We start from the raw sequence: 23,711 nt of genomic DNA, 5'->3' as shown, positions 1-23,711 counted from the left end.
CCACTGATATAGCTGTCCCATGAGTGATTCCCTGACCGCGTCAACCATCCGAATCACCGGTCACGACGGCGACGAGATCGAGGCGTATCTGGCCCGGCCCGAGGGACAGGAGCGGCGCGGTGGCGTCATCGTCATCCACCACATGCCCGGTTACGACCGGGGCAGCAAGGAGATCGTCCGCCGTTTCGCCGAGCTCGGCTACGACGCGATCTGCCCCAACCTCTTCTTCCGCGAGGCGCCGCGGGCCGCCCCCGACGACGCGGCCGCCGTGGCAAGGGCCAACGGCGGAGCGCCGGACGCGCGCGTGATCGGGGACGTCTCTGCTGCCGCGGCCCACCTGCGGGAGCTGCCCACTTCCAACGGCAAGGTCGGCGTCATCGGCTACTGCTCGGGCGGCCGGCAGAGCGTGCTCGTGGCGTGCCACCTCGACCTGGACGCCGCGGTGGACTGCTACGGCGCGTTCGTCACCGGCACCGTGCCGGAGGGCTTCCCCCTGCGGGTCACCAACCTGGTCGACCAGTTGCCCCGGCTGCGCTCCCCACTCCTGGGCCTGTTCGGCGCCGAGGACAGCCACCCCAGCCCCGAGCAGGTGGCCGAGTTGGAGAAGATCCTGACCGCCAACGGCAAGGATTTCGAGTTCCACAGCTACGCGGGCGCGGGCCACGGCTTCTTCTCGACGGACCGCCCCGCCTACAACGTGGCGGCGGCCAACGACGGCTGGGAACGGATCACCGCCTTCTACGCCGCCCACCTGGGGGCTTGAGCATGTGCACCTACACCACCGTCAAGGACTCCATCGAAGGCAGCGCCAAGGGGCCGAACGGCTCCTGGTTCCACGTCACCGATGTGACGGTGTACTTCGACCACCCCGTGCACGCCATGGCCGAACACACCCTCAACATCGACTTCGCCGCCCCGTCCAAAGGCCCCTCGGCCCGAGTCGCCCTGGAGCTGACCGCAGAATCCGCCCGCCACCTGGTCGCCGCCATCCAGGCGGCCTTGGCGGCTGTCCCCGCCGAACTGGCCGTCTGACGACCCCCACGGCCGCGCGTGGCGCGTCAGCCATGGGCGGTGTCGATGACGCAGAAGCGATTGCCCTCGGGGTCGGCGAGCACGATGAAGTCGGCGTCGTCGGGATAGAAATCCCAGTCGACGCGCTGGGCGCCGAGAGACAGCAGGCGCTCGACCTCGGCGGCCTGGTCGGCCGCGTCGCCGGCGTAGAGGTCGAGATGGATACGCGGTCGGTCCTGGACCGGCGTCTCACTGAGGCCGAGGGACAGCTGTGCCCCGACTCCTTTCGCCGGTACCAGGACCACCCAGTCGTCCTCCATCTCCTCGCGCGGGACGTATCCCAGGGCTTCCGTCCAGAAGGCCGCCGCGCGCGGCACGTCCGAGACACCCAGCACGATGGAGCCGATTCTCAGCATGTGCCGATTCTGGCAGTCGGCGGCAGAACCGGCGCAGCGACGGTGTTGCGGAGGCGGGACGAACGGGTCCGCTCCCCCTCGCCTGCTTCCAACGCTCAGGCGTCGGCCGCATAGCGCCAGAAGTCCCGCATCACGGTGGGCGGGGTCGGTCCGGTCATTTCGAGTTGGGTGAGCAGGATGGTGACCGCGCCGGTGGACGGGGTGATGTGGGCCGTGGTTCCGGTGCCGCCGACCCAGCCGTAGCGTCCCGGGACGTTCCAGGGGTCGATGGCCGCGACGTCGACGGATCCGCCGAAGCCCCAGCCCTGGCCTTCCAGGAACAGCTTGCCGGCCTCGCGTTGGGGCGCGGTCAGGTGGTCGGAGGTCATCTGGCGCACGGATTCGGGCGACAGGAGCTGTCGGCCGTCGACGGTGCCGTCGGCGAGCAGCAGCCGGGCGAAGGAGTGCCAGTCGTCGACGGTCGAGACCAGGCCGCCGGCGCCGGACGGGAACGCCGGAAGGCTGCTCCACTGCCCGTCCGGGGCGTCGACCAGTTCCAGGCCGCCCGCGGGATCGGCCCGGTAGTAGCTGGTGAACCGGTCGAGTTTGGCGGCCGGCACCTCGAATCCGGTGTCGACCATGGCGAGCGGTTCGAACAGCCGCTCGGCCAGGAACTCGGGCAACGGGCGACCCGCGACCCGGGCGATCAGCACGCCCAGGATGTCGGAGCAGGTGTTGTACAGCCAGGCCTCGCCCGGCTGGTGGAGGAGCGGAATGCGGGAGAGCACCGCCATCCAGGCGTCCGGCGCCGCGGTGAGCTGCGGCTGCGGCGGTCCTTGCTTCAGCTCGCTGAACAGCAGGCCGACCGCCGGCAGCGAGAAGTCGGAAGGGAAGCCGTAACCGGCACGGAAGGCGAGCAGGTCGGCCACGGTGATCGCTCTGGCCGCCGGGACGACGTCGTCGACCGGGCTGGACGGCGTCCGGACGACCGTCGGTGACGCCAGTTCCGGCAGCCATCGCTCGACCGGGTCGTCCAGCGCGATCCGGCCGTCGTCGACCAGCATCATGACCGCCGCGGCAACGACGGGCTTGGTGATCGAGGCGATGCGGAAGATCGAATCCCTGGCCATCGGTGAGGTGCCGTTGACGTCGGCGGAACCGACGACCTGCACCTCGACCTGATCACCGCGGGCCACCAGGCCCACCGCGCCCGGTACCGGTCCATCGCTGACGTGCGTTTTCAGGATGTCGTGCAGGTTCGTCATCGGTCCACCTTCTCGAGTGTGCGGTCAGAGGTAGGACTCCCGCTGCGGCACAGAATCATCGGGCCTGAGCCGTCAGATCCTGCCCGGCCCGATCAGCCGCACACTCACTCTCCCTCAGGACAGCGGCTTGTCCAGCACCGCCTTGCTGTGGCTGAAGGTGTCGATCGAGTACTCGCCGTGGTACCGGCCCATCCCGCTCTCGCCGACGCCGCCGAACGGCAGCTCGGGGGCGGTGAGATGGGCCACCGGGATCCCGAAGGTGAGCGCGCCGGACGAGGTCTCGGCCAGCAGCCGCTGCTTGGTGTCGTCGGACGCGGTGAACGCGTACAGCGCGAGCGGCTTGTCGCGCCCGTTGATGAACGCGATCGCGGCGTCGAGGTCCGGTACGGAGACGATCGGGAGGACCGGGCCGAAGATCTCCTCCTTCATCACAGGGGAGTCGGGGGAGACATCGGCGAGCACGGTGGGCGCCAGGTAGCGCGTCGTGCGGTCGTGCGTGCCGCCGGCCACGGTGCGTCCGCTGTCGAGGAGCCCGGTGAGCCGGTCGAAGTGCCGCTCGTTGACGATCCGCCCGTACTCGGAGGAGGCGGCGGGATCGGCGCCGTACAGATCGTGCACGGCCGAGGCGAGATGCGGCTCGACGGCCTTGGCGGTGTCGCCGATCGCCAGGACGTAGTCGGGGGCGACGCAGGTCTGGCCGGCGTTGAGGAACTTCCCGAACACGATCCGCTGCGCCGCGGCCACCAGATCGGCGTCCTGGTCGAGGACCACGGGGCTCTTGCCGCCGAGCTCCAGCGTGACCGGGGTCAGGTGCTTGGCGGCGGCGGTCATGACGATCCGGCCGACCGCACCGTTGCCGGTGTAGAAGATGTGGTCGAAGTGCTGCTCCAGTAGCGCGGTGGTCTCCGGGATCGCGCCTTCGACGACCGCCACGGCCTCGGTGTCGAGGTAGTGGGGGAGGAGGCGGGCCATCACGGCGGAGGTCGCGGGCGCCAGCTCGCTGGGCTTGACGACGACGCAGTTGCCCGCCGCCAGCGCTCCGAGCAGCGGCGTCAGGGCGAGCTGGAGCGGATAGTTCCACGGCGCGATGACCAGGACTACGCCGAGCGGGTCACGGACGACGTACGCCTGCGCCGGCAGGAGCTTGTCGGGAAGCGCGGCGGGGCGCGGGGCCAGCCAGCTGTCGAGGTGCTCGAGGGTGTGGTCGATCTCGTTGATGGTGAAGCCGACCTCGGTCCGGTACCCCTCCTTGGGGCCCTTTCCCAGGTCGGCCCGCAGGGCAGCGGTGATCTCGTCGCTGTTGTCGACGAGCAGGGTGCGCAGGGCTTCGAGCTGGGCGTGGCGCCAGGCCGTCGGCTTGGTGCGGCCGGTGGCGAAGGTCGAGCGCAGCCGGCTCACGAGGCCGGCGGCGTCCAGATCCGGGGTTTCGTCATGGTGTGTCATGAGACCCCACGGTACACAAAACGAAAAGCTTTCGTTTCGTATACTCTGATGACGTGACCGATCACACCGAGAACGATTCCCCCGTACGCGGCAGGCGCCGTGACGTCGGCCGTGACCGGGTCCTGCTCGAAGCCACGTTGGAGGTCCTGTACGAGAAGGGCTACGGCGGGCTGACGACGGCCGAGGTCGCCAAGCGGGCGGGCGTGTCCACGGCGACGCTCTACCGCCGGTGGAGTTCCAAGCAGGACCTGGTCATCGGTACCGCCACCCAGTGGGCCCGCGATCTCGGACCGGGCGAGGACACCGGCACCCTCGACGGAGACCTCACCGCGCTCCTGCGGGACAAGGCCCGGACACTGGACGGGCCGGGGGGCCGGCTGCTGCACGTCCTGATCGGCGAGGCCGCGCACAACCCGGCGCTGGCCCGCGTCCTCGACGACGCCGTCGTCCAGCCCGTCCGCGACCGGGCCGCCGCGTTGGTACGGCGCGCGGTCGCGCGGGGCGACATCCCGCCCCTGGAGGACACGCATGTGCTGGCCGACCTGGTGGTGGGAGCGATGGTCAGCCGGGTCTTCCTGACGCCCGGCCCGGCATCGCCGCACGACGTACCGACCGAGGAAGTACCGACGGAGGAAGCTCCGAAGGACGAAGCGCCGACGGGCGAGGCGATGGTCCGCGAGCTGCGCCCGTTCCTGCTGCGCGCCCTCGGGGCTCGGCCCGCCTGACGAGCCTGACGCCGCCCGCTCCGCCCGACCCGCCGGGTTCGCTCTCAGGAGCCGTCGAGCAGCGAGAAAAACCCGCTGGAGGCCGTCCTTGTCCACGGGCACCTGCAGCACCAGGAGCAGGGGTCGGGATCCTCGACCGGGCGGACCTGGAAGATCTCCAGGGCGAGCCGCCCGATCTCGGGGTGATCGATCTCGGTCGTCGTAGGCCGGAAGGAGCGGACCGGGTACTCCGCCCACCAGGCCCGGAATTCCGGGCTGGCCTCGGTCAATTCGGCCACCATGACGGCGAATCGCGGGTCGTCCGGTTGCTGCCCGACAGCCACCCGGAACTGACTGAGCACCGCACGCGCCGCCGCGCACGGATGCTCTTCCTCGTCTCCCCGGCCGGCCACGAGACCTATCTCCAGGAGGTCGCCGACGCGCTCGGCGCCGGAGGTCCGCCCGACCCGGCCGAGATCGCGGCGATCCGCGCCCGCCACGACATCCACCAACTCACCCCGCTCATCACCGCGCCGCCCACGGGCTGAGCGACGTCGGGCCGCCCGCCGGGTCTCCCCGGGGGCGGCCGTCGTTCGTGGTTGCCTATCCGGCGGTGGTCGTACGTGTCTTGCGGCGGTGGAGCATGAAGGCGATGCCGGCGCCGCCGGCCGCGAGCGCTCCGGCGGTGATGCCGAGGGGCAGGACGGCCGAGGAGGAACCGGTGTCGGCGAGTGTCTGCGGAGATGTGTTGTTGTTGCCGCTCGTCGATGTCGATGTCGACGGGGACGGGTCGGCGGAAGGCGCCGGGTTCTTGGGGATGTCCTTGACGGACTTCACCGAGCCGTCCGCATTGAGCAGGACCTGCTTGCCGTTGGGGTGCTTGAAGTCGAAGGCAGACGTGAGCGATCCGGCGCGGGCGTCGAAGGAGGCGTCACCGATACGGTCGGTGTGCCAGTTGTCCTCGATGAACCGGGTGATCGAGGCCTGCTCGGTGCGGGTGTGGTCAACGGAGTTGACCTTGCTGTAGGGGGAGATGACCAGCAGCGGCTGGCGGGTCCCGGGCCCACAGCGGTCGGCATAGCCGCCGGCCGCGGCGGGGCCGGCCTGGCAGGCGGGGCTGTCGATGGTCTTGCCGTTGGAGCCGATCGCGGTGTTCTTCGAGCCGTTCGCCGGCTTGGCGTAGGCGTGGTCGTACCAGCCGTCGGAGTCGTCGTAGGCGACGACGACGGCGGTGTCCTTCCACTGCGGTGACTGCTGCACCTTGTTGATCTGGTCGACGAGGAAGTGCTGCTCATCGATCGGGTCGGAGTAGGCGGCGTGGCCGTCCTGGAACTCCGGCGCCTTGAGGAAGCTGACGGCGGGCAGGCTGCCGGCCTTCAGCGCGCTGTCGAAGTCGGTGAGGTCGTAGTTGTGGTTGGCCTGCCCGTCGTGGCCGATCTCGGCGACGTTGGCGGGCGCGAGGTGGTGCGGGTTGGACGTGGACTTGTAGTACTGGAACGGCGAGTGGTGCGGGCTGTAGTCGACGACCGAGGCGCCGCCCACGTTGGTGTGGGTACTGCCGGAGCATTGCGCGTAGTGATCCTGCTGGCCGTCCCACGTGGTGCTGGGGCGGAAGCCGCCCTGGAACCAGCCCCAGCTGACTTTCTGGCTGTTGAGCAGATCGCCGATGTTGCGGCCCTGCATGACCGCCAGCGCGTTCTTGCTGGTGTGGTCCTTGTCCGAGCAGTCGTCGAAGGCCGGGTCAGGATCGTTGATCAGCGTGCCGACGCCCTTGGCGTCGGGCGATACGACCGTGTACGGGTCGGGCGTCGCGGTCTGCTTCGGGTGCTCGGTGCCGGAGGCCGGGTCGACGGAGATCACTCCGTGGGTCTGCGCGGAGACCAGGTTGAGCGCCCCGGGAGTGGACGGCCCGTAGGTCGTGCCGTAGGAGTTGTCGCCGAGCGAGTAGTGCTGGGCGTAGTTCCACAGCCCGGTGACGGTGTTGCCGTCGTAGTAGTCCATGACCAGGCCGGGCTCGCCGAACAGGCTGCCGGAACACTTGCCGGAGTCGGTGTTCTGGACGTACTGGTCGGCCTTGCCGCCGTTGGCCGCGTACTGCTCGGGGCCGTAGTTGTGGTTCTGGTCGCAGGTCATGGCCTGCTGCGGGGTGAGGCGCTTGGGCGCGTACTGGTTCGGGTTCTTCGTCAGCAGACCGGCGGTGCGCAGGGTGTCGATGTTCTTCGGCGTGTGCTTGTCCGCGGTGAACGGCGTTCCGTCGGTGTTCGCCGCCACCGGGTACGTGCCGAAGTAGTGGTCGAAGGAGACGTTCTCCTGGAAGATGACGACCAGATGCTTGACCGGAGTGGCCGTCGTGCCGCCGCCGGCGTGGTGGTCGGCGGAGTCCGCCCGGGCGGGGCCGGCCCCGCCGAGAAGGGTGAGCGCCGCGGCACCGGCGAATGCTCCCCAGCGCACCGCCCGGCGCCCCGGTCCCGTCGCTCTTCCTGTGTTGCCCATGCTCTGTCAGCCTCCGCTGTCGACCGGTCGCGATGTACGTTACGGAACGCGATCTTTCGTGCGGTCCGCGACACCCTGACAGCCACTCAGTGTCGTGCGGGTGAACAGCCGGTCAGGAATAACAGGCCAAAGCTTGACGTATCGTTGACCGTTCCCGGCGGGATGTTGCTCCGCTATGGGCGCAAATCCGATCTTCTAGGCGAGCAGGGTCCGGCCCAGCCAGTCGGCGCGGTCCCGCACTCCGGGCAGGACGAAGAAGTAGCCGCCGCCGAACGGCTTGACGTAGTCCACCAGCGGCTCACCCGCCAGGCGCTTCTGCACGGTCTCGAACTGCCGGACCAGGTCCTGCTGGTAGCAGGAGAAGATCAACCCCATGTCGAGGTTGCCGTTGCTGTCCATGCCCCGGTCGTAGTTGTAGCCGCGGCGCAGGATTCGCCGGCCCTCGGTCTGCGGGGTGCGGGGGTTGGCGAGGCGGATATGGCTGTCGAGCGGGATCACATCGCCCTTGGGATCCTGCGGGTACTTGGGGGCGTCGAACTCGTCGGAGCCGTCGAGCGGCGCGCCGGTGTCCCGGCTGCGGCCGAACATCCGCTCCTGCTCGGTGATCGAGATCCGGTCCCAGAACTCGACCAACATCCGGATCAGCCGCACCACCTGGTAGGTGCCGCCGGTGGTCCATGGCGGTTCGGCCCCCGCGCCCACCCAGAGCAAGCGGTCTGCCTCGGCCGCCTTGGAGGTGTCCGGGTTGGCCGTGCCGTCCTTGAACCCCAGGTGGTTGCGAGGCGTACCGCTCGGGCGGGGCGGGCTGGTGAAGCCGTCCATCCGCCAGCGGACCTGCATGCCGCCGCGGGTGTGGCGGGCGATGTCGCGCAGGGCATGCAGCACGACGTCGGGGCTGCTCGCGGAGAGCTGCAGGCTCAGATCGCCATGGCACCAGGCCGGGTCCAGATCGTCGTCGGGGAACGACGGCATCACGCCCAGCCGCAGCGGCTTCCGGCCGGCCAGCCCGAAGCGGTCGTCGAACAGGGAGCTTCCTGCCCCGGCCGTGACGGTCAGACCACCCGTCGGGACCTGCGGTCCGAGCACCCCCGAGTCGGACGGCGGTGCGGTGATCCCGACCGGGGGCGGGGTCCCGCCGGTGGCCAGGAACCGGGCCCGGTCGGTGAGCGTGCGAAGGAGCTCGGTCAGCTCCCGGCGGTCCCCGGCGGTCACGTCGAACGAGACCATCGTCGTGGCGCGCTGGGTCGGTGTGAGGATTCCGCCCTGGTGCACGCCGTGGAAATCAACAGGCGCACCGGCGGGTGTGTCCGTGGAGCCGGCAGCGGCGGTGGCCGCTCCGGGTTCGGCGCCCGATATCGCCGCCCCGGCCACCGCCGTCCCGATTCCGGCGGCCGCACCGCGCAGGAAGCCGCGTCGCCGCACCTCGCTCATGTCGTTCTCCGCACGTCGCACAGGGCCGCCACGGGGGCCAACCGTTCCACCAGTTCACTCATGTCGCTGTTGATCCGCTCCCGGTCCGCGCGAGCCAGCGTGCCCAGCGGCGCCCACGTCCCGTCCCGGTCGAAGGAGTCCAGGGTGTGCTGGGTGCGGTCCAACCAGGAGTCCAGTTGCGGCAGTTCCGGCAACCGGGGCGTCAGCAGAGGCCGCAGCCGGCCGAGCAGTTCACGCGTCCCGTCGAGATTGGCGCGGGCGGTGGCGAGGTTGCTGCCGCTGCCGTAGTCGGTGCGCCCGGTCAGTTCCCGCTGCACGGTGTTCTCCAGGATCTCGTGCGCGCGCAGCCCCAGCTCTCCCGGATCCACCCGCTGCTGCGGCCATCCGTCGCGCAGCGCCCGCACGGCCTGTGCGAGAGCGTTCGCGGGACCGCGCAGCGATGCCGCGGACTCTCCGTGCCACAGCCCGTACTCGACCCGGTGGAAGCCCGCGAAGCCGGGGTCGGCGCTGCCGGCGGGCAGTCCTGCCGTGGTGCCGTTGATCGCGGAGTCCGCGTCCCCGAAGGTTCCGTACGCCGCCCCCATCCGCTCGTACACCAGGTGCGCGGGCAGCCACGCGCGCCGGGCCGTCGCCAGATCGCCGGCGGCGACGGCATCCCGCAGCGCATCGGTCCGCTCCGCCAGCTCGACGGTCCTTGCCTGGATCCACCGCTGGTAGGCCAGCGTCGGCGGGATGAGATCGTGCTCGGTCACGGGCAGAGCCGCCGGTCCGCGAGCGGCCGACCCGCTGACCCGGACCGTGGGACCGGTGACCGCGTCCGCGTCGTCGGGCAGGCACTTGAACGCGTACGCACCGCTCCCGAGGACCACGCGCATCGGCCGGGTCGTGCCGGGAGCCAGCCCCTCCACCTCGCCGTAGACCGCGCCGGTCGTCGGATCCAGCAGATCGACCTCGGTCGCCCCGCTGGAGGTGTTGCGGAGGTCGAACACCTGCGTACCCGGTTGCGGGCGCACCCAGCCACTTCCGCAGCTGCTCCGGGAGACCTCCACGGCCGTGTGCCGCAGCCCGTCGGCCGCCTGCGGCGGCGCCGGGTTCGACGTGTGCGGGCCGTCCGGGGATCCCGCCCATAGGGCGACCCCCGCGATCAGAGCCATCGCGGCGGCGACCACGCCTCCCGCCACCCACACCTGCCGACGACGGCGCTCGCGCCATGCGGGCCGGTCAGGGACTGCGACCCGCTCCGCGAGCTCGTCGGTGTCCTGGCCGGGGTCGGAGACGGGGCTGGGCACAGCGGGCCTCCAAGGTGTCGGCAGCGGGATGACGGCGCCGTTCATGCTAGGCATCCCGGTCGGCCCGATCGGTCGCGGGGGTTCCGGGTGGGCCACAATTCGTCGGCAGTTCACCCGGGGGCCATCATGCACGACCGCTGTCGGAGCGCAGTCGGTGGAGCACCCTGCGCGACACCGGTGAGATCCGCGTCGCGGCTGCGGATCGCCTCGGGCGCAGACCGCCCCGGTATCCCCCGACCGGCGAAGAGCAGGAGCGGCAGGACGGGTTTACGCTGGTGGTGAGGTCCGCTGCGGAGGTGCACTGTGCCCCGACGACATCATTTCCACCTGGATCATCTCGGCCACTCGATCACCGTCAACATCCGAGCCGGCGTGAGCCGTGACGTGGAGGTGCTGGTCGATGGCAAAGAAGTCGCCCACGAGCGGGTGCGCGGCGCCGGACTGAGCGTGCTGGCTGCCGAGCTGCCGGAAGACCCTGCCCAGCCGTTCCAGATTCGCATCCACCAACCGCGGTTCGGCTCCAGCGTGCCGCAGTGCGTTCTGACGCTGAACGACGTCGACCGCACGATGCCCGCCCGGCTCGTGGCGTGAGGCGGCGGTCCGTTCCGGCAACGCGGCAGGAGGGCGCAGACGCCACGTAGACACCCGGCACAGGGCACGGGCGCAGGGTGCGCCACGCCCCGGTCGTGCGTCCCTCCTGCAAACCTCCACGTCCTCGGTGGGTTCCCGTTCCAACGTGCCGGCCCGGCATGGGCGTGGGCTGGATGGACTGAGCGGAGTACGGCGACACCAACCACTTCTACGGCCTCCAGAACATGATCTGGGTCGACCCCACCGGACCATGGAGAGCATCTACCTGCCGGCCAACAGCCCCGCGCTGACTCGCGTCTGCGTGCAGGCCGGCAACGACAGGACGGCACGCTGCACCCCGTGGTTCTGATCAACGCGGGCGCCCTTGGGCAGGTGTGATGGTTGAGGACCGGCCCACGGCCGGGTCCCTCGGCGTGATCGTGCGCCGCGGGACCCGGCCGTCTGCGTCGGTCCGCCTCCGCATACTTTGCGTCGTGATCTTTTGGTGGGGGACATCACCATACTTCCCGTACAACCCGAGGATTTGTCGTCCAAGGGGCGCTATTCCGGAGAGTTTCGCGTCTGATCCCCAACGGGGACGGACGTTCTGCAAGATCCACTCTGTTCAACTTTCCACATCTTGCGAGGGAATGTCCGGTAAGGAGCCAACCCATAAGACGCTCCTTTCCACGCGCGGCGGCTGCCTGAAAGCATCCCGGTCGGGAGATCACGAAATGTGACTACCCGTTGGGAATCCTGCCTTCTGGGGCCGTTGTGCCCCGAAGGCGAAGAGATGGGGGCTGCACATGTCCGAACTCACTCGCCGCAGCGTGCTGCGGGGCGCTGTCACCGGCGCCGCCGCGGCGGCGTTCACCGGGGTCGCGCTGGGCCTGCCGGTGGCGCTGGCCGCCCGGCGCACCGGGAACGACATCGACAACGCCGCGGAGTCGGTCCCGCACACCACCGGCCCTGAGGCGTTCGACGAGACCTACCGGGGCCGGCGCATACAGGGCAAGCCGCGGACCGGCGGTGGACACCGCCACGGAGGGCCGGGCTACGCGGTGTTCGTGGACGGCAAGGAACTGCATGTGATGCAGAACGCCGACTCCTCCTGGATCAGCGTGGTGAACCACTACGAGACGTTCGCCACCCCGCGCGCCGCGGCACGGGCCGCCGTGCTCGAGCTGCAGGGCGCCGCGCTCGTTCCGGTCGCCTGACCCGAACCAGCCCACCGCAAGCCGATCCGTCGGAACGCGAACCACCGGAACAGGACGAAGACTCTTCATGGCAGTCCGTCAGAACCAGGCGAACCTCACGTCCGCGCAGAAGCGGGCCTTCACCGACGCCGTACTGGAACTCAAGCGCAGTGGCCGGTACGACGATTTCGTCACCACACACAACGGCTTCATCATGTCCGATGTCGACAACGGGGAGCGGGTCGGGCACCGCTCGCCGTCCTTCCTGCCCTGGCACCGCAGATTCCTGCTCGAGTTCGAGCAGGCGCTCCAGTCGGTCAATTCCGAGATCATGCTGCCGTACTGGGACTGGACCCGGGACCGTACGGCGTCCGCCTCCCTGTGGGCCGCGGACTTCCTCGGCGGTGACGGGCGCGCCGGCGACGCCCAGGTGACCACCGGACCGTTCGCGTTCAACTCCGGACGGTGGGCGGTGAACGTCCGCGTCGACTCCCGCAGTTACCTGCGCCGCACGCTCGGCGGCGGAGGCCGACCCCTGCCGACCCGGGCCGAGGTCGACTCCGTCCTCGCCATGCCCGTCTACGACATGGCACCGTGGAACAGCCAGTCGAACGGCTTCCGCAACCACCTGGAGGGCTGGCGGGGAGTGAACCTGCACAACCGCGTCCATGTGTGGGTCGGTGGCCAGATGGGCACCGGCGTGTCTCCCAACGACCCGGTGTTCTGGCTGCACCACTGCTTCATAGACAAGCTGTGGGCGGACTGGCAGCGCCTGCACCCGACCTCGCCGTACCTTCCCGCGGCGGGCACGCCGGACGTCGTCGACCTGCGCGAGACCATGAAGCCGTGGAACGACATCACCCCGGCCGACCTGCTCGACCACACCTCCCGCTACACCTACGCCTGACCCGGCCCGCCCGCCCGGCCCGCCCGGCGGCGGACGCGTCAGCGGTAAAGCGGCACCACTGTCAGCGGTGCGGTCTATCGTCACGTCATGACCGCTTTGAGCTATGACCGCTATTGCTCCGAGATCGTTGCGCAGAGTCGCCTGCTGAAGGCCTCCATCGAGGGTGCGGACCTGACGGTCCCGGTGCCTTCCTGCCCAGGTTGGAACGCGGGCCAGCTGGTGCGGCATCTCGGCGGCGGCCAACGCTGGGCCGAGGAGGTGGTCCGGAAGCGGGTGACGCAGCCGCTTCCGGACCACCACTTCCGTGATCTCGACGCCTACACCCACGAGGACCCGGCGGTGGTCGGTCCCTGGCTCGTCGAGGGCGCCGAGCAGCTGGCGGAAACGCTGCGCGGCGTCGGGCCGGCCGCGAAGCTGTGGACCCCCGTCACCGGAGGCACCACCGCGTTCTACGCCCGCCGCTTCCTGCACGAGACGGTCATGCACCGTGCCGACGCGACCCTGGCGATCGGCGCGAAGTTCACGGTCGAGGAGGACGTCGCTCTTGACGCCGTCGACGAATGGATGGAGCTCGGCTCACTGCCGATGCACTTCGAGGTCCACCCCTGGATGCGCGAGCTCCTCGGCCCCGGCCGCACCTTGCACTTCCACGCCACCGACACCGCGCCCGAAGCCGGGGCGGAGTGGGTGGTCGATCTCACCGGCGACAGCATCGCCTGGCGCCGCGCCCACGAGAAGTCAGCAGTCGCCGTGCGCGGCCCCCTGTCAAACCTCCTGCTGGTCATCTACAAACGGCTCCCGGCCCGCACCGAGGGCATCGAGATCCTTGGCGACGCGCAGTTGCTCGACTTCTGGCTGGAGCGCGTCAGCTTCGGGTGACGCTCCGGGACCGCCCCGGCCCGTTGCTCAGACAGGTTGGGACGCGGGGTAAGCCGCCCCGCTCACCGGACGAGGCGTTCCCCCAGTACCGGCAGCAGGCGGTCCGTCAGCAGGCGTCGGGCCGGATCGGAGGACAGCCACAGGAGTTTGTGGCTGGTGCCGTCGGTCATCTCCACTGTCAGACCGGAGGTGCTGAGACCGCCGTGGAGGCGGGCGTGAGCGATCTTGTCGAAGGGGATGACCTTGTTCGTGCGGTGTGCGGCAAGCAGGGTCGTCGGGTCGTAGCTGACGGTGTGGCCCGGAGTCCGCGCCGCGAGCCCCGGACCGGTGGAGTTCGCCATGGTGTCCAGGAACCCGCTGCGGGCACGGATCAGGCACGTCGGTGTCAACCAGAGCTCGCCATGGATCCAGTCCAGCCACCCCGTGGTGCAGGTGCGTGCCACCAATTGGGCGTGTTGCACGTGAATGCGAGCCGCCCGCACCACCGCGTCGTCCAACAGGGCGGCCCAGCTGTCGATGGATGCCACCCGCTTGCGCCCCCATGACTCGCCGGACTCCGAGAGGAGCCCCAGGTGGGCCCAACCTTCGCATTCCAGCTCGACGAACAATCCGACCTCCCAGCCCGCGCCGATGACCTGCACCGCCAGCCGGTCCGGGGAATTGACCATGCCGCGGTCGGCCACCGGATAGGTGTCCGTTCCGCGTCTCCAAAGGAGCGGGGACACGGACAGCCCGGCCGCTGTCCACTGGGCCGAACGCTCGGCGAGCTTCGCCGCGGCCAGATCAAGGTCCAGTTGCTCTCTCACACCGCTGATCATGGTTGATCCGGTCCATGGCGCGCCAGGTGCGTGCAACGGGACGGCGACCTGCTGTTGGCGGCGTCCGCCGGTCGTTCGGCAAGGCGAACGACCGGCGGATCACGGCCGCTGACGATGATGACGCGTTGACTGCACGGGCCCGCCCGGAAGGTCAGGCAGCTCGGGGGCGTGGCTTGAGGACGGCGAAGGGTGCGCCGAAGGGGTCGGCGAGCCAGGCGATCCGGCCGACGTCCGGCACGTCCGCGGCGGGCATCAGAACGGAGCCGCCGTTCTCCTGCACGCGGACGACGATGTCGTCCGCGTCAGCCGCGTCGAAGTACGGGATCCAGCGCGGCTCCATGCCTTCCTGCGCCGCGACCAGGCCGCCGAACGACGCGTCCTCCTGGTCGCCGTCGGCGGTGGAGAGCACCGTGTAGGTCATGCCGGGCCCCTCCATCTCGTTCGACCGCCAGCCGAAAAGGGAACGGTAGAAGGACAGTGCTGCCGACGTGTCGGGAGCGTGGAGCTCGACCCAGAGCAGCGTGTTGTGTTCCGAGGTCTTCTCCAGGCCCTTGACGGTGCCGGGCTGCCAGACGGCGAATTCGGCGCCGCCCGGGTCGGTGAGGCAGGACATCCGTCCGGCGTCCATGACGTCGAAGGGCTCGACCCGCACCGCCCCGCCACTCTGCTCGACCGACTTGGTGGTGGCGTCCGCGTCCGGGGTCAGGAAGTACACCGTCCAGGCCGAACTGGCGCCTTCCTCGGTGAGGAGGCCCAGGGCGGCGACCGTCTTGCCGTCCTTCTGGAAGAAGCCGTACCCGCCCGCATCGGAGCCCGCGGACTCGAAGTGCCAGCCGAAGACCGCCGCGTAGAAGGCGGCCGCCGCCGCGGTGTCGGGGCTGGCGAGGTCGAGCCAGTTGGGTGCGCCGGTGGTGAAGTCGGTCGTGAGCATCGTGACGTTCCTACCTCTCGCGAATCCGGTCAGAGCGTGAGCGGGGATGTACACCCCGAGGTGAACGATCCCTAGCGGATCGTAGCGAAACGGCCATCGACGGACATCCCGAATGTCGGAGTCGCGGCCGCCACATGGGGCCGGCGGCTTCAGGAGGACTGAAGCCGCCGGTTCGCCGGCGCCCGGCGTGGGTCCAGGCTCGGGCGGGGTCAGAGGCCGTTGGTGAAGAGGATCCTGTTGGGCGAACTCTTGCTGACGGAGCTCAGTGCGTCCTTCGTGCTGCTTTCGTCGAGCCAGGCGGCGATGTCCTCCGCGGTCGCGGCCGGGTGGGTGGACTTGTAGAGCAGAGCGGTCCCGGCGACGTGCGGGGAAGCCATGGAGGTGCCGTCCAGGGCGAGGCTGCCGCCGCCGAGCTTGGCCGAGACGATGCCGGCGCCGGGGGCGTAGAGCGACACGCACGGGCCGTAGTTGGAGAAGTCGGTCTCCTCGTCGAAGCGGTTGCTCGCGGCGACGGTCACCACGCGCTCTGCGGATGCCGGGGAGACGGTGCAGGCGTCGACCGCTTCATTGCCCGCGGCGATGACGGGCAGGACGCCCAGGTTGGAGAGTTCGGTGGCGGCGGTGTTGACCAGGGGGGCCTGCGGGCCGCCGAGCGAGGCGTTGAGTACAGCCGGCCGGCCGGGGTTCTTCGCGTGGTCCGCTGCCGCCCATTCGAGTCCGGCGATGACCTTGAGGCTGGTGCTCGCGCCCTGGCAGTCGAGGACTCGGACGCTGACCAGGGTCGCCTGGCGTGCGACGCCGTACGTCTTGCCGCCGACGGTGCCCGCGACGTGGGTTCCGTGCCCCTCGCAGTCCGCTCCGTTGCGCCCCTGGGAGGGGAAGGCGTCGAAACCGGGGACTGCGCGGCCCTCGAACTCGCTGTGGTTGTAGTCGATGCCGGTGTCGAGGATGTAGGCGGTGGCTCCGGCGCCGGTGGCGGTGGCGGTGAAGCTGTTGTCCAGCGGCAGGTTGGCCTGGTCGATCCGGTCCAGTCCCCAGGACGCCGCGGGCGCCATGGCCCTGACCGCGGTCTCCTTCGCCGGAGCGGCGGACTCGGGGGCCCTGAACTCGGCGTCCTGCTCCACGGCCAGTACGTTCGGGTTCGTCCTGACCTTCGTCAGCTGGTCGGGGGTGAGCTTGGCACCGAAGCCCCGCAGCACCTTGCTGAACCGGAAGAGAGAGGGCACCCCGGACTTGGTCACAGCGTCGGCCACGTTGGCCGCGGGCTTGAGCTGAACGATGTACTGGCCGGGAATGGCGGACGAGGCCGGGATGTGGAGCGGCGCGAGAGCCGGTGCGCCTGTCTCCGGGCTGGACTTCGCGGAGGCGGAGAGCGGACCTGCCGCCACCAGGGCGGCGGTGACGGCGGTCGCGAGCGCGAGCTTGCTTCTGGTGTTCATTGGCGCAGGGGATCATGCAGAAACGACGATGTTCCAGGTCATATGCCGCGAGTCGTGCAGTTTCGGCAGCGATACCGGAATGCGTTCCCCCGAATGCCCGCCGACGGCGTACCGGACACAGCCGCCGGCGCCTTCGCAAGGAGGGCAGCGCGGGCGGTGCCGCCGGCGGGTGAGCGTGTTCAGCTGGGGAGGTGCCACTGCTGGTTGGCGGCGGAGCTGTTGCAGGCCCAGATCTGGAGCCGGGTGCCGTTGGCGGAGCTCGGGCCTGTGGCGTCCAGGCAGCGGCCCGATCCGGTGTTGACGAGGGTGCTGCCGGCGCCCGCGGTCCACTTCTGGGCGGCGGTGCCGTTGCAGTCGTAGAGCTGGATCTTGGTGCCGTCCGCGGTGCCCGCGGCGGTGACGTCCATGCACTTGCCCAGCGCCTTCACGCTGCCGTCCGAGCCGACCGCCCAGGTCTGCGCGGCGGTGCCGTTGCAGTCGTACAGCTGCACCGCGGCACCGTTCGTGGCACTCGCGCCCGCCACATCCACGCACTTGCCGCCGTAACCGGTGATCGCCCCCGAGCCGCCTCCGGCCCCCGTCACAGTGAGGGTGTACGTAGCCGTCTGCGCGCCCGAGGAACCGGTGCCGGTGACCGTGATGGGGTACATACCCGGCGCGACCGCCGAGGTCGTGGCCACGGTCAGCGTGGAACTGCCTCCCGAGGTCACCGACGCCGGGCTGAACGACACGGTCGCACCTGACGGGGCGCCGCTCGCCGTCAGCGCCACGGTCTGCGCCGTACCGCCGGACGCGACCGCCGTGGTGACGGTGGAGGTGGCCGAGGCGCCCGGCGCCACGGTGCCCGAGCCAGGTGTGACGCCGAGGGTGAAGCCGGCGCCCGGATTCGACGAACCGCCACCGCCGAGCCACTTGATGCCGTTGAGGAGGAACTGGTTCTGCTGGGCGCTGGCGAAGGTCGACGACAGCGCGGTGTTGGTGTCGTAGTTCATCGCGTTGTGGCCGAAGTTCGCGTAGAGCATCTTGTACTGGCGGTTGGTCCAGATGATCGGGTAGTAGCCGCTGTACCAGGTCTGCGCGGGGTCGGTGCCGACCGGGAAGGTGGACGGGTCGAGGGAGGCCAGGATGTCGATGTTCGGGTTCTGGCGCAGGTCGTTGTTCCAGCTGTACCACTCGCTGACCGAGGACGCGATGGTGGCCGGCAGACCCGCCATGGACGGGTGGGCGCGGTCCTCGACCCTCAACGTCTCGCCCGTCGGGCCCCAGGTGTTGCTCTTGAAGGTGCCGGTGCCCAGGAAGGTGTTGTGGTACCAGGACCAGTCACTGGGGGTGGCGTCGTTGTAGGCCGAGACATGGAAGCCCATCCAGCCGCCGCCGTTGTCCATGTACGCCTTGAAGGCACTCTGCTGGGTGGCGGTCTGTGGGTAGTTGTCCAGGAACAGCACGACCTGGTACTTGGCCAGGTTCGCGGTGTTGAGCTGGCTCCAGTCGTTGGTCGATGTGTACGAGAAGCCGTTCTCCGCCGCGTGCTGCGGGAACCACTGGTTGGCCTCGTGGACGAAGCTGATGTGTGCCGCGTCGAACGTGCCGTCGTAGAAGGCCAACACCTTGAAGGTGGGGGCCGCGTGCGCGGTGCCGGAGTCCGGGACGGTGGTGAAGCCGAGCAGGAGCATGCACAGCGCGAGCAGTCGTATCAGTACGCGGTGCACGGGACGTGCCGTGCGGGTTTGCACCATGGGACGGGGTTCCTCCTGGGCACGGCGGAATGACGGTGGGGGGATCGTGCGGAGAGACCTGGGTGGGCATCGGCGGATCGTCTGCCGAACGGGATCGGTGGCCGCGGCCGATGCGGGTCGGTCGCGGCCTACTGGGGATCCGCACTCGGGAGTGCGGCTCTCCTGACGGAGTATCAGTAGGAGGCTTCACTTTGTTCACGACTTAATCCAGGTGGTGATTTAACCGAGGGGACACGGTCCCGTCAAGACCTCGTACGCGTCCGGCAGTTGTCGCTCGCCGACGGTTGTCGAGAGCCTGCCCGGGCCAGGGGTGCGCTGTACTGCGCCGATACCGCTTGAATGACCGGAAGAGTCCGCGGTGGTCTTGACAGGGGCGTGGTCTAGTCCAAGCATGGTCGTGGTCGTACAGCGTTTCAGGACCCCGCGCCGACGATTCGGTCGCACACCGACCGGCCGCACACCGACCGTGGGAATCCGCCTGGGGCCTGTCTCGTACCGACTGTTCCGACGCTGCGGGGCGCCGGAAGCGGTACCTCGCCTGAGCTGTTCCCTTCGCACACGCGTGCCCGCGTGTATCGATGTGCGCCGAGGAACCCTTCACCGCAAGCCCTGTACAGCCCTCCACCCGTGAGGAGCATGACTTCCTTCCGGCCTTCCGCCGTCCCCCCACTGAGGAGCCCGTCATGTCGGCGCCACCCCCCACCCGACGTACAAGCCCCCGCAAGCTCGCCCTGTTCGCCGCCGCCGTGCTGCTGCTCGGCGGCGGCCTTCAGCAGGCTCTGTCCCCGCAGGCCCACGGGGCTGAGAGCGCCGCTCCCGCAGCGGCCGCCGCCACCTTCACCGATGACTTCAACGGAGCCGCGGGAAGCGCGGTCGACAGCTCCAAATGGGGCTACGAGACCGGCGACAACGTCAACAACCACGAGCGCGAGTACTACACGAGCGGCAACCACAACGCGGCCCTCGACGGCCAGGGCAATCTCGTCATCACCGCCCGCAAGGAGAACCCGGCCAACTACCAGTGCTGGTACGGCACCTGCCAGTACACCTCCGCCCGGCTCTCCACGCCGGCCAAGTTCACCCAGGCGTACGGCCACTTCGAGACCCGGATGAAGCTCCCGCGCGGCCAGGGCATGTGGCCCGCGTTCTGGATGCTCGGCAACGACATCGGCACGGCCGGCTGGCCCAACAGCGGTGAGATCGACATCATGGAGAATGTCGGCTTCGAGCCCGGTTCCGTACACGGCACCATCCACGGCCCCGGCTACTCCGGCGCCGGGGGCATCGGCGCCGGCTACACGCTCCCCGGCGGACAGAGCTTCTCCGACGCCTTCCACACCTTCGCCGTGGACTGGGCTCCGAACTCCATCAAGTGGTCCGTCGACGGCAACGTCTACGAGACGCGCACCCCCGCCGACCTCAACGGCAACCGCTGGGTGTTCGACCACCCCTTCTATCTGCTCCTCAACCTCGCGGTGGGCGGCGACTGGCCCGGTGACCCCAACTCCGCCACCACCTTCCCGCAGCAGCTCGTCGTCGACTACGTGCACGTCACCACCAGCGACACGGGCGGCGGCACCGGGACCGGCCACCCGATCACCGGCTACGGCAACAAATGTGTCGACGTAGCGGCGTCGAACAGCGCCAACGGCACGCCCGTACAGCTCTACGACTGCAACGGAACGGCGGCACAGGCCTGGACGTCCTCGTCCGACGGCTCACTGCGGGCGCTGGGCAAGTGCATGGACGTCACCGCCGCGGGCACCGCGGACGGCACCAAGATCCAGCTCTACGACTGCAATGGCACCGCCGCCCAGAAGTGGACCGCGGGCGCCGGCAGCACCCTCGTCAACACCGGATCGGGCCGCTGCCTGGACGCCACAGGCCCGAGCTCCGCCAACGGCACCCGGCTCCAGATCTGGGCCTGCAACAGCTCCGCCGCCAACCAGCAGTGGCACCTCGCCACCTGACCGACACATCAGCGCCTCGCGGGTGCCCGGCCGGCTTCGCGCCGACCGGGCACCCACGCCTGTCGCCGCTCGAAGTGCTCCGGCCCTTACGGTCGCTCGGTCGGGACCGGCCGAATGGTCGGCCAGCGGGTCAGCATCCGCTGACGCAGGTCCGCGCTGAGGGTGCTCACGCCGTGGAGCGAGGCGTGGCCCGCTGCCATCCGGCTGACGACACCGAGCCGGTGGACCAACCGCTGCCGGGCGGTGGCGGTACCCCACTTCCAGTCCCGCTTCGGGATACGCGCCAGATGGTCGATGCTCTCCCGGTGTGCCCGCTGGACCAGCGCATCGCCGCGGATCAGCCAGCCGGCGCACGCGTCGGTGAGGTCGATCGCGATCTCGGAACCGGTCGCTTCGCGCCAGGCCGTTCTGTATGCGGCTTCCGCCCGGTCCAACAGCGGCTCGGCGGCCGAGGTGACGCACCAGCAGGTGGGGAAGCCGATACGCAGGTAGGCGAGCTCCATCAGACCGCTGCCCAGCGAGGCCTGCTCGAAATCGATGAATCTGATCCCCGCCGTGGTGTGCAGGTCGTTGCCGGGACACGGGTCCCCGTGCAGGAGGGCGTGCCCCGGTGCCTGACCGAGCCTGCTGACGAGGGCCTCGAGTTCACCGGACACGCCGGGTGGGACCGAAGCCTCCAGAGCCACGGCCAGTCCGAGGAACGAGTCGATGTCGGCCTGACTCGGACCCTGCCAGCGGGGAAGCGCACCGGTGTCCTGCGGACCGGTGGTGGCGTGCAGCCGGGCCAGGGCGGCCGCGTAGTCGACGATCCAGTCGCCGGCCGGGCGTTGGTGGTCCCAGTGCTCCAGTACCAACACGCGCTCGCCGGGATCGGTGGCCAGCAGCGCGGGCACCACGGGTGTTTCGGCTCGTGCGGCGAGCCGCAGAGCGGTCACCTCACGTGCGTAGCGGTCTGCGGCATCGGGGCCGTCCACGAACTGCTTCACCACGGCCGACGCTCCGGGCAGCTCGATGCGCCACACGCGGGAGCGGGGGCTGCTGCTCAGTCTGCGCGAGCGACCGGGCGAGCCCAGTTCACTCCGCAACTCGTCCCCGAACGGCAGCCGCGACCCCATCCGCCCATCCTGCCACGAAGAGTCGTCAGCGCTGTCGGGCGATCCCGGCGGTCTCGCGCAGCCAACTGTCGAGGGCGGCGAAATCCGCGTCGGTCAGACCCCATCGGGGGTCGACACGATGGAGGAGGGCTCGTCCCCGATGATGTGCAGAGACCCAGGCCCGGTCATTGTCGGTGATCTCGTCGTCGACCCAGGCGAATGCGCGGCCGGCGGCCCAGTCGATGAGGGTGCGGGTCTTCCAGTGCACTCCAGCACGCTCATCCTGGTCGTCCATGTCCGACGGCTCGGGCCAGATCACCACCGGAAGCTCCGGCAGGCCGAGGTGTGGCGCGATGGACTCGTTCGCGTCGGCCATCCAGGTCGTGGCCCAGACCGGTTCGCACGGCAGCGCCGCCAGGCGGGGGCCGTACGCGGGATTGATCCGCGCCATCAGCGGATTCGATGCGGCCCCCTGCGGTCCGGGCCCCGTCCGATACGTCGGATAGCCGTCCGGAAGATCCCGCGCTGTCGCCCCGAAGGGGATGAGCGGCCCGTCGACATCGAGAAACAGCAGTGGACGCTGCACGGAACCGGTCACAGCCGCACCCTAGCGGCTGTTCGGGAGGTGGGCGGCACGAGTCAGATCAGCAGGATCCCGGCGATGACCGATGCCGCGTTGGCCGTCACGGACGCCGCGTACGGGACCGGGCCGCGCAGCCGCAGCATGTGGCGGAGGAGCAGCGCCTCCGCCAGGCAGACGGCTGCCTCGGCCAGGGCGAAGTACCCCCAGTAGTGGGCGGCCGGGACATGGGCGAGGAACCACCACAGGGGCGGGTGCGTCACACAGTTGACCAGCAGGGCTGCGACGCCGGCGCGGGCCGGTCGGACGCGAGCCGGTACGGTGAGCGCCGCGACGTAGACAGGGACCTCGACGAGCAGGGTCAGGGCGAGGGCGAACACGTACGGCACGGCGGGATCGTGTCACGGGGAGGGGACGGATGGCGAGCGCGCAAGCGGCGGGCCTGCCCGCCGTGCGGGGGCTGGGTGCCGCGCCGGTGGTGGGGTTCGTGTGCGCGGCGGCCGTCGCCCTGGTGGCGGCCCTGCGGCTGCCGGCCGGGACGGCCGTGGTGGGGCTCGCGACGTTCGGGATCCTGCACAACGTGCTGGAACTGCGGTACGTGGCCGGTCGCTTCGAAGGGGTCCTGCGGGGGCCGTTCCTGCGGCTGCTCGGCCTGCTGATCACGGGGATCGTGGTGTGCCGCCTGCTGCCGCCGTCCACGGCGACGCGCACCGGCGAGATCCTGCTCGCGTACGGGCTGCTGGCCACCGCGTGCGGGCACGCCCTGCGCTCCCGCCCCCTGCTGCTGACGGCCGCTGCCGCGGTGCTCGCGGCAGCGGCCGGCACCTCACTCGCCTTCCCCGCCTACCACTTCGTGGTCCTCACCCATCTGCACAACATCGTGCCCCTGCTCTTCCTGTGGGAGTGGTCGAGCCGGTTGCCGCGGGGACGGGCCGCCTTTCGCGCGGTGCAGTGCGGATGGGTGCTGGTGGCGCCCGCGCTGCTGATGGCCGGTGCGTTCGACCACTGGCTGGCCGCCGGTACGGCCTGGACGGACCGGCTGTCCGCTTCGTACACCCCACCGGCCTGGCTGGACTCGGCGGTGAGTCTGCGCTTCGTCGCGGTGTTCGCCTTCCTGCAGACCATGCACTACGTGGTCTGGGTCTGGTTCCTGCCGCGCTACGCGCCCGACGCGACGCGGTCGTTCGAGCGCCGGGTGCCGGCGCTGCGCGGCTGGCGGGCCTGGGCTCTGGGCCTGGGCGTGGCCGCCGCCCTCGCTTCGCTGTTCGCGACCGACTACGCGCAGGGGAAGGCGCTGTACGCGGCGGTCGCGAGCTACCACGCCTATCTGGAGTTTCCGGTCCTGCTGATGTTCATCCTGGGACTGGGGTCGGTCAACGCTCCGGTCCCTGGGCCCGCCGAAGGGAAGAACACACGTGTCTCTACTGGCTGATGTCGCTCCCGACCCGCCCTCCTCGGGCGGGCATGTCGTCCTCACCGTGGTGGGGGTTCTGCTGCTGGTCGGCGTTCTCGTACTGGTCCTGGTGTCGCTGTCCCGCCGCAAGTGAGCACGGAACTCCG

Annotated in this window: 25 protein-coding genes; 11 read left to right on the top strand and 14 right to left on the bottom strand. The window is 69.9% G+C overall.

Going from position 1 to position 23,711, the window contains the following annotated elements; genetic code table 11:
• Window positions 1-19 precede the first annotated feature (19 nt).
• Window positions 20-763 (top strand): dienelactone hydrolase family protein, encoded by a 744-nt coding sequence (locus AC07DC_RS01205; protein WP_478910671.1) that lies wholly within the window; start codon window positions 20-22, stop codon window positions 761-763.
• A gap of 2 nt (window positions 764-765) precedes the next feature.
• Window positions 766-1,032: a DUF6295 family protein gene (locus AC07DC_RS01200; protein ID WP_478910669.1), complete on the top strand. Its 267-nt coding sequence runs from the start codon at window positions 766-768 to the stop codon at window positions 1,030-1,032.
• 26 nt (window positions 1,033-1,058) lie between these two features.
• Here AC07DC_RS01200 and AC07DC_RS01195 read toward each other — a convergent pair whose 3' ends face one another.
• From AC07DC_RS01195 to AC07DC_RS01185, 3 genes are all read right to left on the bottom strand, one after another.
• Window positions 1,059-1,427 carry a VOC family protein gene (locus AC07DC_RS01195; RefSeq protein WP_478910668.1) on the bottom strand — a complete coding sequence of 123 codons (369 nt, stop codon included), beginning with the start codon at window positions 1,425-1,427 and terminating at the stop codon, window positions 1,059-1,061.
• 95 nt (window positions 1,428-1,522) lie between these two features.
• Entirely contained in the window at window positions 1,523-2,671 is a 1,149-nt protein-coding gene (locus tag AC07DC_RS01190) for a serine hydrolase domain-containing protein (RefSeq protein WP_478910667.1), read from the bottom strand.
• A 114-nt stretch (window positions 2,672-2,785) separates the two neighbouring features.
• Window positions 2,786-4,114, bottom strand: coding sequence for an aldehyde dehydrogenase family protein (locus tag AC07DC_RS01185; protein WP_478910665.1), 1,329 nt, complete (start codon window positions 4,112-4,114; stop codon window positions 2,786-2,788).
• A 53-nt stretch (window positions 4,115-4,167) separates the two neighbouring features.
• On the opposite strand from AC07DC_RS01185, the gene AC07DC_RS01180 reads away from it, so the two are divergent.
• Window positions 4,168-4,839 carry a TetR/AcrR family transcriptional regulator gene (locus tag AC07DC_RS01180; RefSeq protein WP_478910664.1) on the top strand — a complete coding sequence of 224 codons (672 nt, stop codon included), beginning with the start codon at window positions 4,168-4,170 and terminating at the stop codon, window positions 4,837-4,839.
• A 44-nt stretch (window positions 4,840-4,883) separates the two neighbouring features.
• On the opposite strand, the gene AC07DC_RS01175 is transcribed toward AC07DC_RS01180, so the two are convergent.
• Window positions 4,884-5,162 carry an MmyB family transcriptional regulator gene (locus AC07DC_RS01175; protein ID WP_478910662.1) on the bottom strand — a complete coding sequence of 93 codons (279 nt, stop codon included), beginning with the start codon at window positions 5,160-5,162 and terminating at the stop codon, window positions 4,884-4,886.
• Here AC07DC_RS01175 and AC07DC_RS01170 point away from each other — a divergent pair.
• Window positions 5,145-5,366 carry a hypothetical protein gene (locus AC07DC_RS01170; RefSeq protein ID WP_478910660.1) on the top strand — a complete coding sequence of 74 codons (222 nt, stop codon included), beginning with the start codon at window positions 5,145-5,147 and terminating at the stop codon, window positions 5,364-5,366. The genes AC07DC_RS01175 and AC07DC_RS01170 overlap by 18 nt on opposite strands.
• A gap of 55 nt (window positions 5,367-5,421) precedes the next feature.
• On the opposite strand, the gene AC07DC_RS01165 is transcribed toward AC07DC_RS01170, so the two are convergent.
• The 3 genes from AC07DC_RS01165 to AC07DC_RS01155 all read right to left on the bottom strand — a co-directional run bounded on the left by AC07DC_RS01165 (window position 5,422) and on the right by AC07DC_RS01155 (window position 10,031).
• Entirely contained in the window at window positions 5,422-7,311 is a 1,890-nt protein-coding gene (locus AC07DC_RS01165; protein ID WP_478910659.1) for a phospholipase C, read from the bottom strand.
• Between the two features lie 195 nt (window positions 7,312-7,506).
• Window positions 7,507-8,742 carry an iron uptake transporter deferrochelatase/peroxidase subunit gene (efeB, locus tag AC07DC_RS01160; protein WP_478910657.1) on the bottom strand — a complete coding sequence of 412 codons (1,236 nt, stop codon included), beginning with the start codon at window positions 8,740-8,742 and terminating at the stop codon, window positions 7,507-7,509.
• Window positions 8,739-10,031 (bottom strand): EfeM/EfeO family lipoprotein, encoded by a 1,293-nt coding sequence (locus tag AC07DC_RS01155; RefSeq protein ID WP_478910655.1) that lies wholly within the window; start codon window positions 10,029-10,031, stop codon window positions 8,739-8,741. The genes efeB and AC07DC_RS01155 overlap by 4 nt, the downstream gene beginning before the upstream one ends.
• Window positions 10,032-10,334: 303 nt before the next feature.
• On the opposite strand from AC07DC_RS01155, the gene AC07DC_RS01150 reads away from it, so the two are divergent.
• The 4 genes from AC07DC_RS01150 (at window position 10,335) to AC07DC_RS01135 (ending at window position 13,583) form a co-directional block, all read left to right on the top strand.
• Complete coding sequence (locus AC07DC_RS01150; protein WP_478910654.1) at window positions 10,335-10,622, top strand: hypothetical protein; 288 nt, start codon at window positions 10,335-10,337, stop codon at window positions 10,620-10,622.
• A 785-nt stretch (window positions 10,623-11,407) separates the two neighbouring features.
• Window positions 11,408-11,818, top strand: a complete 411-nt coding sequence (gene melC1, locus AC07DC_RS01145; RefSeq protein ID WP_478910653.1) for an apotyrosinase chaperone MelC1 — start codon at window positions 11,408-11,410, stop codon at window positions 11,816-11,818.
• Between the two features lie 67 nt (window positions 11,819-11,885).
• Window positions 11,886-12,704 carry a tyrosinase MelC2 gene (gene melC2, locus AC07DC_RS01140; RefSeq protein WP_478910651.1) on the top strand — a complete coding sequence of 273 codons (819 nt, stop codon included), beginning with the start codon at window positions 11,886-11,888 and terminating at the stop codon, window positions 12,702-12,704.
• A gap of 87 nt (window positions 12,705-12,791) precedes the next feature.
• Complete coding sequence (locus AC07DC_RS01135) at window positions 12,792-13,583, top strand: maleylpyruvate isomerase family mycothiol-dependent enzyme (protein ID WP_478910649.1); 792 nt, start codon at window positions 12,792-12,794, stop codon at window positions 13,581-13,583.
• Window positions 13,584-13,645: 62 nt separating this feature from the next.
• On the opposite strand, the gene AC07DC_RS01130 is transcribed toward AC07DC_RS01135, so the two are convergent.
• From AC07DC_RS01130 to AC07DC_RS01115, 4 genes are all read right to left on the bottom strand, one after another.
• A complete protein-coding gene (locus tag AC07DC_RS01130; protein ID WP_478910647.1) occupies window positions 13,646-14,389 on the bottom strand; it encodes a hypothetical protein in 744 nt (247 codons plus the stop codon).
• 163 nt (window positions 14,390-14,552) lie between these two features.
• Window positions 14,553-15,332, bottom strand: coding sequence for a VOC family protein (locus AC07DC_RS01125; protein ID WP_478910645.1), 780 nt, complete (start codon window positions 15,330-15,332; stop codon window positions 14,553-14,555).
• A 209-nt stretch (window positions 15,333-15,541) separates the two neighbouring features.
• A complete protein-coding gene (locus tag AC07DC_RS01120) occupies window positions 15,542-16,771 on the bottom strand; it encodes a S8 family peptidase (protein WP_478910644.1) in 1,230 nt (409 codons plus the stop codon).
• Between the two features lie 179 nt (window positions 16,772-16,950).
• On the bottom strand, window positions 16,951-18,507 hold the full coding sequence (locus AC07DC_RS01115; RefSeq protein ID WP_478910642.1) for a ThuA domain-containing protein: 1,557 nt from the start codon (window positions 18,505-18,507) through the stop codon (window positions 16,951-16,953).
• A 683-nt stretch (window positions 18,508-19,190) separates the two neighbouring features.
• Between AC07DC_RS01115 and AC07DC_RS01110 the strand changes: the two genes are divergently transcribed.
• On the top strand, window positions 19,191-20,477 hold the full coding sequence (locus AC07DC_RS01110) for a ricin-type beta-trefoil lectin domain protein (RefSeq protein WP_478910641.1): 1,287 nt from the start codon (window positions 19,191-19,193) through the stop codon (window positions 20,475-20,477).
• Window positions 20,478-20,563: 86 nt separating this feature from the next.
• Here the strand turns inward: AC07DC_RS01110 and AC07DC_RS01105 are convergent, their stop codons facing one another.
• The 3 genes from AC07DC_RS01105 to AC07DC_RS01095 are packed head-to-tail and all read right to left on the bottom strand — an operon-like array spanning window position 20,564 to window position 22,540.
• Window positions 20,564-21,592, bottom strand: coding sequence for an aminoglycoside phosphotransferase family protein (locus AC07DC_RS01105; RefSeq protein WP_478910640.1), 1,029 nt, complete (start codon window positions 21,590-21,592; stop codon window positions 20,564-20,566).
• A gap of 25 nt (window positions 21,593-21,617) precedes the next feature.
• Complete coding sequence (locus AC07DC_RS01100; protein WP_478910638.1) at window positions 21,618-22,169, bottom strand: HAD domain-containing protein; 552 nt, start codon at window positions 22,167-22,169, stop codon at window positions 21,618-21,620.
• A 41-nt stretch (window positions 22,170-22,210) separates the two neighbouring features.
• Window positions 22,211-22,540, bottom strand: coding sequence for a hypothetical protein (locus tag AC07DC_RS01095; protein WP_478910636.1), 330 nt, complete (start codon window positions 22,538-22,540; stop codon window positions 22,211-22,213).
• Between the two features lie 29 nt (window positions 22,541-22,569).
• Here AC07DC_RS01095 and AC07DC_RS01090 point away from each other — a divergent pair, with 29 nt between their 5' ends.
• Complete coding sequence (locus AC07DC_RS01090) at window positions 22,570-23,583, top strand: hypothetical protein (RefSeq protein WP_478910634.1); 1,014 nt, start codon at window positions 22,570-22,572, stop codon at window positions 23,581-23,583.
• Window positions 23,567-23,698 (top strand): hypothetical protein, encoded by a 132-nt coding sequence (locus tag AC07DC_RS01085; protein ID WP_478910632.1) that lies wholly within the window; start codon window positions 23,567-23,569, stop codon window positions 23,696-23,698. Before AC07DC_RS01090 ends, AC07DC_RS01085 begins: the two co-directional genes overlap by 17 nt.
• Window positions 23,699-23,711 lie beyond the last annotated feature (13 nt).

Source organism: Streptomyces sp. NPDC045021 (assembly GCF_056432645.1).
Note: the sequence above shows the minus strand (reverse complement) of the source record. Positions and strands in the feature narration are given on the sequence as shown.